This window comes from Pedobacter sp. Leaf194, from assembly GCF_001423945.1.
In the GTDB taxonomy this organism is placed as follows: domain Bacteria; phylum Bacteroidota; class Bacteroidia; order Sphingobacteriales; family Sphingobacteriaceae; genus Pedobacter.
In genome coordinates this window covers 239,219-257,906 of sequence record NZ_LMPU01000008.1, presented here as the reverse complement: position 1 = coordinate 257,906, position 18,688 = coordinate 239,219, and the positions used below count along the sequence as shown (strand labels likewise).

The 18,688-nt window shown below is 40.1% G+C and carries 16 protein-coding genes; 10 read left to right on the top strand and 6 right to left on the bottom strand.

The window, feature by feature from the left end:
* The first annotated feature begins 53 nt into the window (after positions 1-53).
* The 5 genes from ASG14_RS08760 to ASG14_RS08740 all read left to right on the top strand — a co-directional run bounded on the left by ASG14_RS08760 (position 54) and on the right by ASG14_RS08740 (position 7,384).
* A complete protein-coding gene (locus ASG14_RS08760; protein WP_082491484.1) occupies positions 54-629 on the top strand; it encodes a DUF3347 domain-containing protein in 576 nt (191 codons plus the stop codon).
* 2 nt (positions 630-631) lie between these two features.
* Positions 632-1,093: a heme-binding domain-containing protein gene (locus tag ASG14_RS08755; protein WP_056870680.1), complete on the top strand. Its 462-nt coding sequence runs from the start codon at positions 632-634 to the stop codon at positions 1,091-1,093.
* Positions 1,094-1,098: 5 nt separating this feature from the next.
* Positions 1,099-3,846: a multicopper oxidase domain-containing protein gene (locus ASG14_RS08750; protein ID WP_157274883.1), complete on the top strand. Its 2,748-nt coding sequence runs from the start codon at positions 1,099-1,101 to the stop codon at positions 3,844-3,846.
* A gap of 11 nt (positions 3,847-3,857) precedes the next feature.
* On the top strand, positions 3,858-6,398 hold the full coding sequence (locus ASG14_RS08745; protein WP_056870679.1) for a heavy metal translocating P-type ATPase: 2,541 nt from the start codon (positions 3,858-3,860) through the stop codon (positions 6,396-6,398).
* A gap of 242 nt (positions 6,399-6,640) precedes the next feature.
* A complete protein-coding gene (locus tag ASG14_RS08740) occupies positions 6,641-7,384 on the top strand; it encodes a DUF2490 domain-containing protein (RefSeq protein ID WP_056870678.1) in 744 nt (247 codons plus the stop codon).
* Positions 7,385-7,727: 343 nt separating this feature from the next.
* Here ASG14_RS08740 and ASG14_RS08735 read toward each other — a convergent pair whose 3' ends face one another.
* Complete coding sequence (locus ASG14_RS08735) at positions 7,728-9,083, bottom strand: alpha/beta fold hydrolase (protein ID WP_056870677.1); 1,356 nt, start codon at positions 9,081-9,083, stop codon at positions 7,728-7,730.
* A gap of 376 nt (positions 9,084-9,459) precedes the next feature.
* Between ASG14_RS08735 and ASG14_RS08730 the strand changes: the two genes are divergently transcribed.
* The 3 genes from ASG14_RS08730 to ASG14_RS08720 all read left to right on the top strand — a co-directional run bounded on the left by ASG14_RS08730 (position 9,460) and on the right by ASG14_RS08720 (position 12,740).
* Positions 9,460-10,656 (top strand): sulfite oxidase, encoded by a 1,197-nt coding sequence (locus tag ASG14_RS08730; protein ID WP_008245487.1) that lies wholly within the window; start codon positions 9,460-9,462, stop codon positions 10,654-10,656.
* 92 nt (positions 10,657-10,748) lie between these two features.
* Positions 10,749-11,345, top strand: a complete 597-nt coding sequence (locus ASG14_RS08725; RefSeq protein ID WP_082489588.1) for a DUF305 domain-containing protein — start codon at positions 10,749-10,751, stop codon at positions 11,343-11,345.
* Between the two features lie 3 nt (positions 11,346-11,348).
* Positions 11,349-12,740, top strand: coding sequence for a beta-propeller fold lactonase family protein (locus ASG14_RS08720; protein WP_056095402.1), 1,392 nt, complete (start codon positions 11,349-11,351; stop codon positions 12,738-12,740).
* A gap of 6 nt (positions 12,741-12,746) precedes the next feature.
* Here the strand turns inward: ASG14_RS08720 and ASG14_RS08715 are convergent, their stop codons facing one another.
* From ASG14_RS08715 to ASG14_RS08695, 5 genes are all read right to left on the bottom strand, one after another.
* A complete protein-coding gene (locus ASG14_RS08715) occupies positions 12,747-13,733 on the bottom strand; it encodes a YeiH family protein (RefSeq protein ID WP_008245480.1) in 987 nt (328 codons plus the stop codon).
* A gap of 117 nt (positions 13,734-13,850) precedes the next feature.
* Positions 13,851-14,600, bottom strand: coding sequence for a substrate-binding domain-containing protein (locus ASG14_RS08710; RefSeq protein ID WP_008245473.1), 750 nt, complete (start codon positions 14,598-14,600; stop codon positions 13,851-13,853).
* Positions 14,601-14,611: 11 nt separating this feature from the next.
* Complete coding sequence (locus ASG14_RS08705) at positions 14,612-15,532, bottom strand: substrate-binding domain-containing protein (RefSeq protein WP_056870676.1); 921 nt, start codon at positions 15,530-15,532, stop codon at positions 14,612-14,614.
* A gap of 19 nt (positions 15,533-15,551) precedes the next feature.
* On the bottom strand, positions 15,552-16,007 hold the full coding sequence (locus ASG14_RS08700) for a DsrE family protein (RefSeq protein ID WP_008245470.1): 456 nt from the start codon (positions 16,005-16,007) through the stop codon (positions 15,552-15,554).
* 19 nt (positions 16,008-16,026) lie between these two features.
* Positions 16,027-17,112, bottom strand: coding sequence for a c-type cytochrome (locus ASG14_RS08695; protein WP_082491480.1), 1,086 nt, complete (start codon positions 17,110-17,112; stop codon positions 16,027-16,029).
* Positions 17,113-17,256: 144 nt separating this feature from the next.
* Here ASG14_RS08695 and ASG14_RS08690 point away from each other — a divergent pair, with 144 nt between their 5' ends.
* Both ASG14_RS08690 and ASG14_RS08685 read left to right on the top strand, forming a co-directional pair.
* Positions 17,257-18,156 (top strand): LysR family transcriptional regulator, encoded by a 900-nt coding sequence (locus tag ASG14_RS08690; protein WP_056095397.1) that lies wholly within the window; start codon positions 17,257-17,259, stop codon positions 18,154-18,156.
* Positions 18,149-18,655: a hypothetical protein gene (locus tag ASG14_RS08685; RefSeq protein ID WP_056095394.1), complete on the top strand. Its 507-nt coding sequence runs from the start codon at positions 18,149-18,151 to the stop codon at positions 18,653-18,655. Before ASG14_RS08690 ends, ASG14_RS08685 begins: the two co-directional genes overlap by 8 nt.
* The last annotated feature ends 33 nt before the right edge of the window (positions 18,656-18,688 follow it).

The following is an 18,688-nucleotide window of genomic DNA, read 5'->3' as shown; positions in this document are numbered from 1 at the left end:
ATTGTCTATTGCCCCAAGCTATTCGCTTGGGGCTTTCTTACTATCTAAAAAATATGAAAACAGCAATATTAGGTATGGCACTGGCCATGCTATTATTCTCCGCTTGTAATGGTGGGATTAAAGATACTGGCAATACCGGTAAAGCAATTGATACCGGACAAACAGGATCGACCACAAAAACAGTCGAAGCAGTCAGCCCTACAAAAAGGATTGTAACAGAATATCTAAGCTTGAAAAATGCATTAACCAAAGACGACGATAAGACTGCTGTGCAGGCGGGTAAAAGCCTGGTTGAGGCCATCTCAGTAGTTGACAAAGCTTCGCTAAGTGCAGAACAATCTAAAGTCTTTACCGATATCGCCGATGATGTAAAAGAACATGCTGAGCATATCGGAGCCAATGCAGGGAACATCAAACACCAGCTGGAACACTTCGAAACCTTAAGCCAGGAAATTTACGATCTGGTTAAGGCGGGTGGCAGCGCAGGTCAGAAGCTTTATTATGATAATTGTCCGATGTACAATAATGGAAAAGGCGGTAACTGGCTTAGCGAGACCAAAGAAATACAAAACCCATATCTTGGTAATGAAATGCCCACCTGTGGAAGTATTAAGGAAGAACTAAACTAATTATGGGCAAGGTACGACATGGTCTTTTGTTATTAGCAGGGGTGCTGGTACTTATTCAGTTCATTCGGCCTGCCCGTAATATCAGCATGAAAGATTACCCTGCCGATATCAGCCGGATATACCCAATGGAAGGTAAAATACAGGGGATCTTAAGAACCTCCTGTTATGACTGCCATAGCAATAACACCAATTATCCCTGGTACGCCCAGATACAGCCTAGTGGATGGTGGCTTGACTCGCATGTTAAAAAGGGGAAAGAGGAACTCAATTTTAATGAGTTTGGCAATTATTCCTTTCGTAGGCAGCAGAGCAAGCTAAAAGCAATATCTAATAGTATAAAAGACGGGACAATGCCCATAAGCTCTTATACCCTGATCCACAAAAATGCCAGACTTTCAAAAGCCGAACAAGACTTAATCCTGAACTGGATAGAAGAAACGAAAGACAGTCTTTCAAAAAATTAATAGAGATGAAAAAATTAATAGTATATATTTTATTGATGGGTTTGTATGGGTTCGCATCTGCGCACGATGGACACGCCATATCATTGCAGCAGAAGCAAGAGCCGGTAGTCTATACCTGCCCTATGCACCCTGAAATCCTGAGCAAGACACCAGGCAATTGCTCAAAATGCGGCATGAAGCTGGTTATTCAAAAGAAAAAAAGCGTTCCCGCCAAAAAGGCGGTGCCAGGTAAAAAAACTCAGCCTGTAAAAAAAGAGGGTATGGGTAAGATGAACATGTCGCCGCAAAAGGCAGCTGTTGAAACACCTTCTTTAGGTGAAACCTATACTTGTCCCATGCATCCGGAGATTCATGCTTCTAAATCAGGTAACTGCCCAAAATGCGGAATGAAACTGGTAAAGGAAGCGCCCAAGACAGCTCCCACTAAGCACAATGGAATGGATATGCCCATGAAAGAAGATGCTAAAAAGTCGGATACAATGGAAGGTATGCAAATGGGAGATGAGAATGCCACAATGGAGAATATCAAAAAGGCAAAAGCACAATTAGGGCCTATAAAAACCATTACAAGTAGTACGCCACCCCGCACTGTTCGCTATGATCTGTACATAGCCGACACGACGGTAACTTATGGAAAGAAATCTAAGCGGGCAATTGCCGTAAACGGGCAAATTCCTATGCCTACGCTAACTTTTACCCAAGGCGATACTGCCCTGATCTATGTGCACAATAACCTGGATGAAGAAACCTCTCTTCACTGGCATGGACTTTTCCTGCCTAATAAAATGGATGGCGTACCATTTCTGACCCAAATGCCAATTATGCCACATACCACTTATATCTATAAATTCCCGATTGTTCAGCATGGTACCCACTGGTACCATAGCCATAGTATGCTTCAGGAACAAATAGGTATGTACGGAGCTTTCATTATGAATAAAAGAAAGGAATGGGACATTCCGACCATCCCACTTGTATTAAGTGAGTGGACGGATATGAAACCAGAAGAAGTACATCGCAGCCTTAAGAATGCCACCGACTGGTTTGCCATCCAAAAAGGGACTACACAGAGTTATGGTGAGGCCATCAAAACCGGACATTTTAAGACTAAGGTAAACAATGAATGGAAACGAATGACGGCCATGGATGTCAGCGATGTATATTATGATAACTTTCTGATTAACGGAAAGAACCAAAATGAACAGCCTCAGTTTAAGGCCGGTGATAAGGTCAGGTTGCGCATTGCAAATGGTGGAGCTTCTGATTATTTCTGGTTAAATTATTCCGGAGGAAAGATTACTGTTGTGGCTACTGACGGAAATGATGTGGAGCCGGTTGAAGTGGACAGGCTAATCATTGCCACTTCTGAAACTTATGATGTCGTGGTAACGATCCCTGAAAACAAAAAATACGAATTTTTAGTCACCCCGGAAGATCGCACTAGCTCAGCATCCCTTTGGCTTGGAAGTGGGGAAAAAGTTTTTGCTCAGAAACTTGATAGACCAAAATATTTTGCCGGCATGAAAATGATGAATGATATGATGGACATGCAGGGCAATATGATTGAAATGGAAGGCATGAAAATGCAGAACCAGGTCATGGACATGAATACAGTCATGTATCCTGAAATAACCGGCGTGGAAAATCCAAAAGCAAACAATAAAAAGACAGATGCCCCAGGCATGCAGATGCCTAATGATAAAAGCATGGCTGGAATGAATATGGCTGATGGAAATCCCGATATGGTAACCCTGAATTACAATATGCTTCGTGATCCGAAGAAAACGACGCTACCAAAAGGGCCATGGAAAGAATTGAAATTTGATTTGACAGGGAATATGAACCGCTATGTGTGGACACTGGATAATAAGACTGTTTCAGAAAGCGATAAGATCCTGATCAAAAAAGGGGAAAATGTACGCATCATTATGTTCAACAACAGCATGATGCGCCACCCTATGCACCTGCATGGCCACGATTTCAGGGTAGTTAATGGACAGGGTGAAAATGCGCCCATGAAAAATGTCCTTGACATTATGCCAATGGAAAGGGATACAATTGAGTTTGCAGCTAGTGAAAATGGAGGCGACTGGTTTTTCCACTGCCATATCCTTTATCATATGATGAGTGGTATGGGCAGGGTCTTTAGTTATGAAAATTCACCACCTAATCCAGAACTGCCGGACACTAAGCTTGCCTGGAAAAAACTTTCTGCTGATGATAGGAAATATCACCCAATGGCAAGTATTGGCCTTGAAAGTAATGGTAGTGACGGAGAACTAATGTTTTCCAATACCCGTTACCGCTTATCCACAGAGTGGAGGGTTGGTTTAAAATCAGAACATGGGATTGAGAGCGAAACTTACTTCGGGCGCTATATTGGCAGGATGCAGTGGCTGATGCCGTTCGTTGGTTTTGACTATCATTATAACCGGATGAACAATGAAAGGGAAAATAATCTATTTGGGCAACTCAGCAATCAAAAGAACAGAAAGGCAGCTGTGATCGGTGCGCAGTATATTCTTCCGATGTTAGTCACTGCGGAGGCAAGACTAGACAGTAAAGGCAAATTGCGCTTCCAGCTGATGCGTGAAGATGTTCCGTTAACCAGTAGGTTACGATTTAACTTTATGGCTAATACCGACAGGGAATATATGGCTGGTTTTAGGTATATCGTTACCAAATACTTTTCTCTATCTACCCATTATGACAGCGATATGGGTTATGGAGCTGGACTTACCATCACCTATTAATTATAAGTATTATGAAGCATATCTATCAAATAAGTGGAATGAGCTGCCAGGGTTGCAGCAAAAAAGTATCCCTTGCGCTAAATGGAATTGAAGGGGTTTCTGCAGTAGTTACCTTAATGCCGCCTGAGACAACTGTGACCATGGAAAAGCACGTGCCTGTAGAAACCTTGCAGCAAGCCTTATCAGATGCCGGAGATTATAAAATCGTAATGCCAGGGGATCACCAGATCGATAAGACACATGATCATAACGCAGCCTCTATTAAAGTTGATCTTGCAGCAGCTGATCAAAAGGGGAAAACAGTAAAATCAGGATCAGGAAAATATTACTGCCCCATGCATTGCCAGGGAGAGAAAACTTATGATAAACCTGGTGATTGCGCAGTCTGCGGAATGGATTTGGTGCAGCAGCCTGTCTTAAAACAGGTTGCGCAATACTCCTGTCCTATGCATCCGGAGATCATTCGTGACCAGCCTGGCGCTTGTCCGATCTGCGGAATGGATCTGGTGCAAATTGCAGGTAATAACTCTAGTGAGGAAGATGACCAGACTTATGAGCGGTTACTGCGAAAATTTAAGATAGCAGCCCTTTTTACCGTTCCCATCTTTTTAATTTCTATGTCAGAGATGATCCCTGGAAATCCCTTATTTAAAATATTGGAACTTAGGTACTGGAACTGGGTGCAATTTGTTTTATCAATTCCAGTCGTCTTTTATGCAACCTGGATGTTTTTTGAAAGGGCATGGCGGTCAGTGGTGACCTGGAACCTGAATATGTTTACCTTAATAGGAATCGGGGCGGGGGTAGCCTGGCTGTTTAGTTTACTAGCCTTATTATCCCCAGGCATTTTTCCAGATCAGTTCAAAACCCATTCAGGCACAGTGTATGTATATTTTGAAGCGACAGCAGTCATTTTAACGCTAGTGCTACTAGGCCAGCTTTTAGAGGCACGGGCACATGGCAAGACAAACAGTGCAATCAGGGAACTTTTGAAACTGGCACCAAACCAGGCCACCAGGATCATCGGCGACAAAGAAGAAACGGTGGCCATTGATGATATTCAAAAAGGAGATCTGCTTCGGGTAAAGCCAGGCGAAAAGGTGCCGGTTGATGGAAGTATCAAAATGGGAGAAGTCACCATTGATGAATCCATGATTTCCGGAGAACCTATTCCTGTAAATAAAAAGCCAGGTGATCAGGTAAGTTCCGGAACGATCAATGGAAATAAAACGTTTACGATGCTGGCTGAAAAAGTGGGATCAGAGACCCTACTTTCCCAGATCATTGAAATGGTAAATTCTGCCAGCCGTTCAAAAGCGCCCATTCAAAAGTTAGCCGATAAGATATCGGGGTACTTCGTCCCTGTTGTTGTATTTATTGCAGTGGCGACTTTTATCGTTTGGGCAATATATGGTCCGGAGCCTTCTTATGTTTATGCATTTGTAAATGCAATCGCGGTGCTGATCATTGCCTGTCCATGTGCGCTTGGCCTTGCTACCCCAATGTCGGTCATGGTGGGCGTTGGAAAAGGTGCAAAGTCAGGCGTACTGATTAAAAATGCTGAGTCCTTAGAAAAACTGAATGCCATTGACATTGTAGTGATCGATAAGACCGGTACTGTTACCGAAGGTAAGCCTTCCGTTGAAAAGGTGGTCAGTGCAGATTCTAAATTTACTGAAACAGATATTCTTCAAAAAATAATATCGTTAAACAGCAGCAGCGAGCATCCACTTGCTCAAGCTACTTTACGTTATGGGGAACAGAAGCAGATTGCAAAGCTCCCAGTCGTAAATTTTGAAGCAGTTACCGGAAAAGGGGTTATTGGGGCTGTAGGAGAAGTAAACCTGTCTCTTGGTAATGAAAAGTTAATGGAACAGGTAAAGGCAACTATTAGTCCTGAATTACTTAAGCAGGTCAAGGCAGAGCAGCAACAAGGTAAGACGGTATCTTATTTGGCAGTTGGTGATCATGCAGCCGGGTTTGTGGTTATTTATGATAAGATCAAAGAATCAAGCAAGGAAGCAATTAGTAAACTGCAAAAAGAAGGATTAAAGGTATTCATGTTTACCGGAGACAATGAAGATACGGCCAAAGCAGTGAGCGAAACTTTAAACCTTGATGGATATAAAGCGCAAATGCTGCCTGAGGACAAATTGAACGAAATTAAACGATTACAGCAGGAAGGAAAGAAGGTAGCCATGGCTGGTGATGGTATCAATGACGCGCCAGCATTGTCGCAGGCAGATATTGGAATCGCTATGGGTACCGGAACCGATGTGGCTATTGAAAGCGCTGCAATAACGCTGGTAAAAGGGGATCTGAATGGGATTGCTAAAGCGAGACTTTTGAGCGATAGAGTTATGGAAAACATTAAGGGAAACCTATTCTTTGCCCTGGGGTATAATGTATTGGGTATTCCTATTGCAGCAGGTGTTTTGTATCCATTTTTTGGTATTTTACTTTCGCCAATGATTGCGGCTCTGGCCATGAGTTTTAGTTCAGTATCTGTTATCTTAAATTCTCTAAGACTAAGAAACGTAAGGCTTGATTGATTTTAATCAAGCCTTAAAACTAAACTGGCTCATTTTTAATTAAGCGTTGAATGGCGGGGTTTTCTTGCTCCACACTATTTCAAACTGATTTTTGTTAGCTTTTTAACATAAACCAATAAAGTAATAATTGAATAACAATTAGTTTATTATGCTTTTTTGGATAAGTGCGAAAAATTAAGCTCTTTTGTCGACTTGATCAATAGACTTTGAAACGACTCTTATTGCTTATATGCATAACCACCATGTATACGAGCCTTTACGCACAAAAACAGCATAACCATGGGGTGTTCTGGGGACGGCTTATTTTGGCAGACACGATTAATAGTAAAGTTAAGTGGGAACTTTACTTGCAGAAAAGAACCCAGTCGGTCGGTACGGGCAATATTTTTAAAGCTTCTCATTTCATTAGCGTATGGCCTTGGTTGAATTATAAATTTACGCCTAATACTAAAGTATCGATATCACCGATTGCCTATTTCGACTCGCATGTATTCTATGATAATCCTGATGATGTCAAATCAGAGGGCGTAAAAGAATATCGGGTTTCGGCGCGTTTAGAGAACGAACAAAAGCTTAAGTTTTTCAATTATTCCAACAGATATAGTTTGGAATACCGAATGCGTGACCTAGCTTACAATGGGAATTATCAACCCAACTGGCGTGTTCGATACCAAATCAGGCTGGAGAAGCCATTTCTTGATGTCCTTTCAAAAGACAAACCATTGTCTGTCTTTGTGTCCGATGAGGTATTTATTCAGTTTGGAAAAGCGGTTAAGAATAACCCCAATATATTTGATCAGAACCGGATCAGCGTTGGTGCAGGTTATGAAGTGCTTAAGAACGTAAAGCTAAGCGCTAGTTACCTAAATATTATTCAGCAAAGGATTTCAGGCAAAGACATAGACAATGCACACGCCCTTTGGGTAGTCCTTGCATTTGAGAACCTGTTTTCTCAATTTAAGAAAAGGCCTGGCACTAGGAAATAACCTTACCAATATCCAGCTTACCTCATGTGGTACAAAAACCAGTTCTATTTAATTTAGGAGTAATATTATCCACATATACAGAGGCACATTTTATTTTATCATTATTCCCTACTTTCCTGATAATCGATTGTGAGCAAATGCCGATGCCTTTAAGCAAAGTAACCGTTCCCGATAAGCATTAAATATCTCTTTTTCTTTTTGCTGATTATCATAAACCCATTCCATTATTCAAATCAGAATTTTAGTTTTCGATGATGAGTTTTTGATAATTTGGTTTACAAAAAAACGAAGGTTTAAGTGTAAATCAACTGTAACTTCTCCAACTTAAATAGTATGATTAGTTTCATCGTCTATTATTCAAAAATACTAAAACCTTATTGTTAAATTCTGGAACCTTTTCTACAGGCACGTAGTGTGAAGCACCTTTGAAAATGAAAAGCTCTGAATGGCTGATACTAGCTGCAATATACTTAGTATGTTTTTCTAAAATCATGTCCTTCTCCCCAGCCATTACTAAAACGGGCAATTTAATTTTGTTTAAATCCTCGGTTGAAATATGTGGTTCGGTTAAAAGCATAGTAAATAGCTTAACCTGATAAGCAGATTTTTCATCTGTTTTAGACTTCAAATTCTCAATAGCCTTCTCAACTTCTTTTATCGTACCAGCGGAAACGGCTTTGTTTGGATCTGTGCAGGCTCCAGTTATAGCCAGTTTCTTTACATAATCGGGGTATTTTGAAGCCATAATCAGTCCAGTATTTCCACCATCGCTCCAACCTAAGATGTTTGCTTTGAGAATATGTAAAGAGTCAAGTAGTGTTTTCATATCTCCAGCATACAAATCATATGAAAGAGGTTCGGAAATATTGTCTGAACTTTTACCTTGTCCTCGTGTATCTACAGCAATTACCTTATACGATTTAGAGAATTCCTTAATTTGCTTCTTGAAAACATTAATCGATTGGCTGTTACCGTGTAGCAACAATAATGGATCTCCTTCGCCATAGGTTTCATAATATAGTTCGGCATCTCTGACTTTCACTTTCCCTGAGGCAGCGGTATTGTTCCCATAATCAATTGGGTGGTAAGCGCTGGGATTATAATTTGCCTTAATTTTTGCTTGACTGATATCGACGCCATCAAACAAAACCTGAACATCGTCAATCCACATTTTACCCGACCCGTATAATAGAGGAAACAGATAAATTTTGGCAGCTTCTTTTTGAAGCGGCAGTTTAAGGCTGTATTGTTTCCAATCTTCTGTTCCGTAAATTCTTTTGGCTAGCAGATTAGTAAATTGCAATTTATCATTATCCTCATCGTCAATTCTGAATGGGAAATCTGCATGACCAGTAACATTTTCCAATTTCAGATAAAATCTAATCTCCACTTCCTTGCCATCAAATTTTGCAGGGATAATAATATTAGACATGCCGGATTTTGAATCGACATCTTTATCAATGTTCGCTATATATAGGGAATATTTCCCAGAATGTTTTTGATTAGAATCAATTGCCACCTTGTATCCACTTTTTGTTGTACCCGTTTGCCAATCACCGGAAGATTTAGATCCGGAAGTTTTCCTTTCGAAGCCAAGGTTAAACTCATTTCTATCATTCTGTAATCCAGTTGGAGAATTCTGACCGGATACGCAAAAAGGCCCACAAGTAAAGATAATAGCAAGAATGAAATATTTCATTAATATGATTAGTATGAATTGAAGGTAATTATTAAAATAAAAACTATTCTTTAATTAACACTCTTTAACAAAGTCACCAGGAAATACTGACGTCTATATAACCAAGGAGCTGGAGGCTTAGTATTAATTTTAATCAGTTAATGATTACACAAAAACGAAGGTATTCGTGTAAGCCATTATCATTATTCCACCGTTTTTTGATAGAAATTGAGATGAGTATTTGATAAACAGTTATAGAACTATTGTGTCTTTTCTAGCAGGCCAGCGATGAAGTAAAGTCTACAGTTGTTTCCTTTCAACCATCAAGAAAAAGGAAGAATACAAGTTATCCTATGAGAGATTTTTGGCTATATTGTAATCACCTACATTTATTGAAATGAAAAACGACAAAACATCACAAAACTACACGTTAAACAGACGTAATTTTGTTACTGGAATTATCCCGGTGATAGCTGGCGCAACAATACCATCCTGGGCTTCGGCGAAGGAGATTCAACAAACCAGAGAAGACAATGACTTTCCAGGACTTATTACGCGAGAGAAAAAGCCATTAAATATGGAGTTTCCATTTCCTACGTTAAAAAACAGGATTACTCCAAATAACCAGTTCTTCATCAGGAGTCATTTTAATATTCCCAATATTGATGCTACAAATTGGGAATTAGAGATTGGCGGCAACACCAATCATGTCATAAAGATCAATCTGAGCGAACTTAAAAAGCTTCCTGCAAAAAAGGTAATGGCTACTATAGAATGTGCCGGAAACGGACGTGCTAACCTCGCCCCAAAAGTGAAGGGTTTAGGATGGGAACAAGGTGGGATCAGCAATGCTGAATGGACAGGAGTACCTTTATCCGTATTGTTAAAGAAGGCTGGCATAAAGGTGGGTACGGTAGACATTATTTTGGAAGGGAATGATGAGGGGATGATTACAGAAGAGCCGAAATCACCAGGAAAAATCAAATTCGCCCGAAGCATTCCGTTAAATATAGCAATGCAGGATCACATCATCATCGCCTATGAAATGAATGGAAAACCATTGAGTGCTGAACATGGTTTCCCGGCAAGGGCAATTATTCCAGGATGGTATGGTATGGCATCTGTGAAATGGCTGATGAAAATTACTGCATCTGAAAAGCCGTTTGATGGCTATTGGCAGACGATTGAATATGCTTACTGGAAGCGTGTTGAAGGACTACCTACCTTGACGCCCGTAACCACTACATTGGTTAAGTCTGAAATATCAAGGCCGGTATTGTTTGAAGCGGTGCCGGCTGGAAAACCTTATCAAGTAAGGGGTGCAGGATGGTCAGGTGATAGTAACCTATCGAAAGTAGAAATAAGCACGGATAAAGGAAATTCATGGCAACCAGCAAAATTAATTGGTCCTGCTATCCCTTTCGCCTGGCAGCTATTTGAATTTGAATGGGTGGTTCCTGCTAAGACTGGAAGATATAGTTTAATGGCTAGAGCGACAGATCAAAATGGCAAAACGCAACCCATGGAGCATGATTTAGACAGAAGAACTTACATGGTTAATTTTATCTCGCCAATTGATGTAGATGTAATATAGCTCAATAAGAACAAATTTCAGGATCTTGCGGTTATCGCATAAGGCTTGTTTGGCATAAACAGTTTATCACAATTAATATTCTACATCAAACCATGATCAGATTCACGTCTATACTTCTACTATTTGCTAGTTTCTCTGCACGAGCACAACATGAACACATGCAAATGGCAACTAAAAAAAATGTCTTCCTTGGGCAAATGGCTCATATGATGATGAAGATGGATGAAATATCAGCTACCACATCTGCAGACAGAGATTTCATACAAATGATGATCCCACATCACCAGGGTGCTATTGATATGGCAGAAGAAGAGATTAAGACCGGAAAAAATAAAGAAATGATTCAGCTAGCTAAAAGTATCAAAGCTGAGCAACAAACCCAGATTCAGCAAATGCGACTCCTGCTCAGCCATCCTGAAGGATTTATCGCTACAGGCAACCAACATCAAAACGCCAACCAGAAGATGATGAAAGTGATGATGGAACAAATGCCTGAAGAAAAACAATTGTCTGATACTGATCTGTCCTTTGCAAGGATAATGCTTCCTCACCATCAGGCTGCCATCGACATGGCTAAAGTTGAGTTGCGGTATGGAAAAAATAAAAATGTAAAAAGACTGGCCGAGAATATTATCTCAGATGAACAGATAGAAATCCAACAAATGAAGACATTTACAAACTCCCATTAACATATGAAAAAGATATCCTTGTTTACGCTATTAATATTCAGTTTTGCCCTACAATCAAAAGCACAATCAATCTATGCCCAAGACAGGGTTTATACAGGCAATCAGATATCTAATACGGTTTCTGTCTTAGATCCCTCAACACAAACGCTATTAGGAAATATTGTTCTTGGTAAACCCCAACCTGATATCTTAAGTCCTCTATATAAGGGACAGGCCCTGGTTCATGGCCTGGGTTATTCCCCTAAAAGGCAATTACTAGCAGCGGTTTCCATTGGATCAAATTCAGTAACCTTTATTTCAACAGCAAAAAATAAAGTTTTAAAAACTGTTTATATCGGACGTTCACCGCATGAGGCAACCTTTAACCCTTCAGGATCACAGGCATGGATATCGGTAAGAGGAGAATCGTATATCAGCGTAATTGATGCAAATAAACTGATTGAAATCAAGCAAATTCCAGTAGCCGACGGCCCGGGAATGGTTGCTTTTACTCCAGATGGAAAATGGGCTTATATTTGTTCCAGCTTTACTGCAGAAGTGGATGTAGTGAATGCAACTTCTTATGCTATTGTAAAGCGTATTCCAGTAGTTAGTCCATTTTCTCCAAATATATTCTGTAGTCCTGATGGGAAATGGATTGCATTGACACATAAGGATGTAGGGAAGATCACTGTCATCAGCACGGAGACAAATACGATACATACAGTACTAAATACAGGTCCAATTACCAACCATGTCACTTTTACTTTAGTTAATGATTCACCTGTGATGCTGGCAACCATTGGCGGAGAAAACAGCTTAAAAGTATTTAGTGTTTCACAAGATTTCAAGCTTACTGATAGCGTTGCGACAGGATCATTGCCACATGGCGTCTGGACTTCGGCAGATGGTAAATTTGCATATGTCGGATTAGAAAATGATGACCAGGTACAAGTGGTTGATCTGGTAAAAATGGCCGTTGTAAAAACCATTGCTATTGGACAATGTCCGCAAGCATTGTTGTACGCCGCTAATGCCAGCCCTGCAAATGCCTCAAAAGAAAATTTAACCCCGCTTAATCTTGCAGACAAAAGTCAGGTGATTAAATTGATGAATAAGGATAATTCAATGTCATCAGGCATGCTAAACGTAAGAAGCGTAGGCTTGACTGATCTTGTCCAACAGGACTTTAAAAAACTCGAGCCAAATACTTCGTATACTTTAGCGTTAACCAACTCCTCAAATGATACGTTTAACGCAGATTATGTCATCAATTCTTTTAAGACCGATGAAAAAGGAGCTTTTAGCGGTCAATCCTCGGGGATAATTAAGAGTGTAGGAACAGGTGGCGCCGATTATAAACATGTGGTTCTTATTGATGATCTTTCAAAAAAGCTGGTGATGATCAGTAACTAATGTATTTTAAACCAAAGATATAACTGCCCATAATGCAGCACTTGAAATTACTATCCATAAAATTACGCCTTGTAACAGTGGCATTATCCCCACTGCTTTCAAGATAGTAAATGAGAGTCCGCTTCCTATCAGGAACAAGGTTAAAGTTAAGCCTGCTTTTGCTAATGCTACAAAGTAGGGCGCAAAAGGCTTAATAAAAGGTAAGTAGGTGTTGGCGATCATTGCCAGGATAAATAGCCCTATAAAATAGGGTATACTAACTTTGCTATTGTTGCTTTTGAACAGGAAAGATGTACCAAACGCTACGGGAACAATCCATAGTGCTCTGGCTAACTTAACAGTTGTGGCTATCTGTAGTGCTTGTTCACCATATTTACTGGCTGCCCCAACAACAGAACTGGTATCGTGAATAGCAATGGCACACCACATACCAAATTGTGACTGTGACAAGTTAAGCGCATGTCCGATAGCGGGGAAAAGAAATAAGGCCACCGAGTTGAGTATAAAAACAGTACCCATTGCAACGGAGATCTGTTTTTCTTCTGCGTTCATTACAGGCGACAATGCAGCAATAGCACTTCCACCACAGATCGCCGTTCCAGCTGATATCAAAAAAGATGTTTTACGTTCTATTTTAAATACTTTTCCCAGGATAAAACCAATGATAAGCACTCCGAAAATAGAAACTACGGTAAACAGTACGCCTTCTTTTCCTGCTTTCATTGCACTGAATACATTCATTCCAAATCCTAGCCCGACAACAGAAATTTTTAGCAGCAGGTTTGTGGCCTTGTGATTTAAATGCAGATAGGGATGTTCCATTAGTTGCGCCAATACTAATCCTAGCAATAAGGCTAAAGGAGGCGACATAAATGGAAAGAGGCACAGCAAAACTGCCAGGATGAAGATAATTTTACGGGTGTTTAAATTTAAGTTTAGCAGGTTACCCGCCTTTATTTTAGAAGAATTTGAATTGTCTTTGATTTGTGTCATAATTTTGATTGTCTTTATTTTCTAATTCAAAGATCCATAACTAATAAACCCCGATCAAATCATTAAAACTTATCTTCCATAACTTCATGTTATAGAAGATAAGTTTTTAGACATTATTTATTCCCAACCCCATTTTTTGAAAATGAGATGTCCTTTATCGGATTGCATAAACTTGATAAAATCCTCAGTTTCCGACTTATGCGTACCAGTGCTACCCCTCACTACAGGTGTACCTCTATAGACTGTTTGTGTAACAGGAATCCTAACCATTGAGGTGAGGTCTGGTAAACGGTTATGCCAGGAGCCAAATGTTATCCAGGCATCATATTGAGGATCATTTTTCCATGCAGCAATACCCAATGCCGAATTTGCAAATGTACCTGCTATACGCTGCTGTATGTTTGCAATCAGATCTTGTCGACCTGCCAAATCTTCCCAAAGCCCCATTTGCCCAGCCCCATTCACATCAAGAATTTTCACACCTGGTTTACAGAGATCGCCCAGATTTTTGATGTTTTTAGGATTGCCGGGCCGTACCAGGATCGCTGCCGCACGTTTATATAACTCTGTCCGAGAGTTCGCCACTATCATGTTTGGGTGGTCAGACATGAATTTTGAAAGCATGTATTCTGCTCCTCCAAAGAACAGATCTGCATGTTTCATTGCATCCGGCATCCATTCATTATCTGGCCCGGCAGTGACTTTAATTACGATATCATGCTGCTTTCCAAAAACCTTCGCACATTCATTGATCGGTCCGAGCGGCCCACCGGGACCATAGACATATAAAGTATCGTTTGGGATTTGTGCATTCCCAATGGTCACTACAGCAACGACTGACAATATGGTTAAAAATATATTTTTCATTGTGTTTATGTTTAAGGTAAATCAAAACCAAACTTTTTGTAGATGGCAGCAGCCTGCGGACTGATCAAAAAATCCATAAAATCTTTTGCAGCGGCCGGATGTGGCGCATCTTTTAACTGTCCCGCTATATATTGCGCATGGATATTCTCTTTTTCAGGAATTTCAATGAGCTCAACAGGATGGCCAATCATTTTCTGATAGTAGGCCTCAGTATACCATACTGGAGCGGCGTCACTTTCGTTGTATAGGATCCTCATTGGTGATTGGCGATGATGGATCATGGTAAGATAAGTAGTCTTATCTTTAACTTTATCTTCCATGATGGTAGATTTTAATGTTTCCCCTCCAGCTTTCACATAGGCTTCTTCAATACGTTTACCGATCCCTTCATTCTCTGGATTGGGCATACTGATCCTCAGCTCTTTATTTGCTAAATCTTTGAGTGACTTCAATGCCTTCGGATTTCCCTTTTGGACCATGATTGCCAACCTGTTTCTAGCATATAAAGTCGTTTTGCTAAACCATTCAGGGGTCATGTCTATCCGGTTCTTACCAGCTGTATAAACATCCGGCTTTAAGGTAATTCTCATGTTGCCCACCACAATGCTACCGGTTTTTATTTGTTGGGCTAAAATGCCTGGGGGAAGCGTTTCGGCAAATACCCGCTGATAATGTGGATATGACTTTTTAAAGGCTGCAATTAATTCGTCAATGCACATAAACTGGTTACCGGCAAAGAAAACCACCAGTTGGGGATCATTAATGTCTCCAAAAAGATCAGGCACATTGTCTACTCCAGGTACTGTGAACTGAACTTTACTTTCAGGTGGAGTATTCCAGGGCGGATCAAAGCGATGATCCTGGGCCTTAACATTTCCACAAAGCAATAAAAATGCAACTGTGGCTAAAAAGGTGTGATTTATATATTTCATGATTTTCTAATTATTTGGTTTAAGGATGTACAACTGCCCATCCCTGATATTGACGGATGATGATTTCACCATTGCCGCTGGGTACATAACTGATAAAATCAAATAAGGTATTTTTTTCGATTTTCCTTTCTCTGACGGTATTTTCACATTGTGCAAGAATTACTCCTCTGGATTGCAGTTCTAACAATGTTTTTTCAAAAGATCCGTTCTTCTGGTAAACAGCTACGCCATCTCCAAAGGCAATAAGTTCTGCATTGATTTTCCCTTTTAACCTGGGATCGTCGAGTGCATTTTTTAGGTTTCGAAGTGTTCCTGCAATCTTTTTCTCATCACCGTTATTGATTACATACAGTGCCTTATAATTTTTCAGGGTGGCTTTTGCCCCTGTAAAATTAGCAGGTGTAGCTTGGGCAAAAGTGGCCGAGGTTGCTGCGATCAGCAAAAATAATGTACAGATTAAGGTTATTTTTTTCATGATTTTAGATTTTGATGATTTATTTAGTTGTTAGTTTTACTTGTTTTTCGGAGGTTACAATTGGTGCAAATGGACCATACTTATGTTGATTTTCAGAAAATTTGTCGGCATATGGTCCGTATGGCGCATCAAAAGGTTTTTTTAACAAATCAGGGTAATCTTTTCCCTGATCTTTATGTGGTCTTGGCTGTGAGTTCACAAAAGCAGCGAGATCCCAGGCCTCCTCATCACTTAACTGCGCATCTCCATATCTGGCACCATATGGCATATTGTTCTTTACGAACCCCGCAAAGTTACTGAGTCTATACATCCCTGCGCCATCATTGTAGCTGTGTTTGCCCCATAATGGCGGATAAACATAAGTTAGTTTGTCTTCATCGAGTATTCCCTCACCATTTGCACCATGACAACTTTGACATTTACTGGTATATAAAATCGCTCCATGTTTGACATTCGCTGCCCTATCCAGGAATTTTAATTTTTCGGTTCCCGTTCCAAACACTTTCTCCCCTTTTTTTACACCTGTTCCAAGCCATTTCATATAAGCCAGCATTGCCTGTATCTCTTTACTAGATTCGTCTGGTACTTTGCCTGCAAGACTTCGATTGAAGCACTCTGCAATACGTGCCGATGCAGGTTCAACCTTTCCTGATCTGCCACTCATTTTAGGAAAACTGGAAATAAAACCAGCATAATTATTTCCGAACAGTTTGGTTCCACCCTCGAGGTGACAATTCTGACAATTCATACCATTTGTAATACGGGCTATGGATCCATTTGGCCCAAAATATTTGCTCGTATGTGCTATTAATTCTTTGCCATACCTGATCATCTGGCCGTACTTGGTGTCCGCCGGAATCGTATTTTCATCAGGCGCTTTCCAGGCATCAGCAGGTACAACCTGGCTTTTGACGTTAACAGCAGCTATACCGGTTTCCACATCCTGTTTGGTTTTTGCTGTCACTACATCTGGCTGCCCATTAAAAAATAAAGTGCAGATGAAAATGGTTCCACAAGCAACAAATAGAAACGCAATGATAGCCGTTGTCCTGGCTGTATATATAAGTGCTTGTCTGATTTCTTTTTCTGTTGATTCCTTATTCATAACCAATATTTTTCTGTTACAAATGTGCATTTATTCTACTCATCAGAAAAAGCATAAAAAGTTATTGATGATAACGTAAGGTTATGATGTCAGTACCCGTTGAAACAAATTGTTTGTATCTTAGGTTATCTACTAAAACCGTGTATGATAGATTTCCGTTTACAAGTATTTTATGCTGTCGCTAAAAGGCTGAATTTTACAAAGGCCTCGGCAGAGTTATTTATCAGTCAGCCTGCTGTAACCAAACACATTAAAGAATTAGAGCAGGAGTTCAAAATGTCATTATTTGAACGCAGTGGAAACAAAAAAATCAGCCTCACCCCAGCCGGCGAATTATTGTTGCATTACGCAGAACAGATTTTTGGAACTTACCGGGAACTGGAATATGATATGAATCTACTTACTAAACAGCATAAAGGAATATTGAGGATTGGTGCCAGCAGTACTGTGGCACAATATATCATTCCACCTGTATTGGCACAGTTTCACAATAAGTTTAAGGATATACAAATTCAACTGGTTACCGGAAACACAGAAGATGTAGAGCAGCGTTTGATTGCTAAGGAAATAGATTTTGGAATCATTGAAGGCATCTCCCGGAACCCACAGATTAAATACGAACAATATCTAAAAGACGAGCTGGTGCTGGTGTGTTCTGGTCACAATTATGCCATGAAAAAGGAAATGATCAAACCGAATGAGTTGAAGGATTATGATTTATTACTTCGTGAACCTGGTTCTGGTACACTAGATGTTATTGCATATGCTTTAAAAGCACACCAGATAAAGGTGGGGGACTTAAATATAGAAATGCAGTTAGGTAGTACCGAAAGCATTAAATCCTATTTGATTCACAGCAAATGCCTGGCTTTTTTATCTATCCACTCCATATTGAAAGAGCTCAAGAATAATGAATGCCGCATCATAGATATCAAGGATATGGTTATCGAAAGGCCGTTTCATTTCATTCAGCTTCATGGTCAGCAGGACGCTCTGGCGGAACTATTTATGCGCTTCGCTAAAAGCTACAACTATAATGTATAGTGTTACCGAAATTTCGAGGCAATATCAGCCAGCTAAAGTGCTGCTGCTCTTTGTTTCTGAAGCTCCTGGAGGTGACGATAAACATTTTTACCTGGGAAATACTAATCTGTTTCGAACAATTTATCTTGCATTTAGTGAGGTATTTGGCGATTTTAAATCTGTAGAAGATTTTTTGCAGTTCTTTAAAGGCACGGGATGCTTTTTGGAACATCTAACTTGTACACCTATTGATAAATCGTCAGTTAAAATCAGAAAAAACCAGAGGCAGGGGGGAATAGAGCAATTAGCTCATAAAATCAGAACATATCAACCCCGATTAATCATGATCCTAATGAAAAGCATTGAACAAGAGGTTAAAGAATCTATTGACCTATCAGGCTTATCGTTTATCGAAGAAATTGCAGTTACCTGCTATCCTGCCGGCACTGAATCAAACAGGCTTACTTGCATCCGGGATACCAGGGTTATCATCTCCAAACTGGCATCGATATTGACATAACATGCAAATATATTGCTGTAATATACCGATACA

Bases quoted from the DNA above. Each gene is read 5' to 3' on its own strand.
- ASG14_RS08705 (WP_056870676.1), bottom strand. From the start codon at position 15,532: ATGAAATATATAAATCACACCTTTTTAGCCACAGTTGCATTTTTATTG.
- ASG14_RS08750 (WP_157274883.1), top strand. From the start codon at position 1,099: ATGAAAAAATTAATAGTATATATTTTATTGATGGGTTTGTATGGGTTC.
- ASG14_RS08715 (WP_008245480.1), bottom strand. From the start codon at position 13,733: ATGACACAAATCAAAGACAATTCAAATTCTTCTAAAATAAAGGCGGGT.
- ASG14_RS08760 (WP_082491484.1), top strand. From the start codon at position 54: ATGAAAACAGCAATATTAGGTATGGCACTGGCCATGCTATTATTCTCC.
- ASG14_RS08735 (WP_056870677.1), bottom strand. From the start codon at position 9,083: ATGAAATATTTCATTCTTGCTATTATCTTTACTTGTGGGCCTTTTTGC.
- ASG14_RS08725 (WP_082489588.1), top strand. From the start codon at position 10,749: ATGATCAGATTCACGTCTATACTTCTACTATTTGCTAGTTTCTCTGCA.
- ASG14_RS08745 (WP_056870679.1), top strand. From the start codon at position 3,858: ATGAAGCATATCTATCAAATAAGTGGAATGAGCTGCCAGGGTTGCAGC.
- ASG14_RS08685 (WP_056095394.1), top strand. From the start codon at position 18,149: ATGTATAGTGTTACCGAAATTTCGAGGCAATATCAGCCAGCTAAAGTG.
- ASG14_RS08740 (WP_056870678.1), top strand. From the start codon at position 6,641: ATGTATACGAGCCTTTACGCACAAAAACAGCATAACCATGGGGTGTTC.
- ASG14_RS08695 (WP_082491480.1), bottom strand. From the start codon at position 17,112: ATGAATAAGGAATCAACAGAAAAAGAAATCAGACAAGCACTTATATAT.
- ASG14_RS08690 (WP_056095397.1), top strand. From the start codon at position 17,257: ATGATAGATTTCCGTTTACAAGTATTTTATGCTGTCGCTAAAAGGCTG.
- ASG14_RS08730 (WP_008245487.1), top strand. From the start codon at position 9,460: ATGAAAAACGACAAAACATCACAAAACTACACGTTAAACAGACGTAAT.
- ASG14_RS08720 (WP_056095402.1), top strand. From the start codon at position 11,349: ATGAAAAAGATATCCTTGTTTACGCTATTAATATTCAGTTTTGCCCTA.
- ASG14_RS08710 (WP_008245473.1), bottom strand. From the start codon at position 14,600: ATGAAAAATATATTTTTAACCATATTGTCAGTCGTTGCTGTAGTGACC.
- ASG14_RS08700 (WP_008245470.1), bottom strand. From the start codon at position 16,007: ATGAAAAAAATAACCTTAATCTGTACATTATTTTTGCTGATCGCAGCA.
- ASG14_RS08755 (WP_056870680.1), top strand. From the start codon at position 632: ATGGGCAAGGTACGACATGGTCTTTTGTTATTAGCAGGGGTGCTGGTA.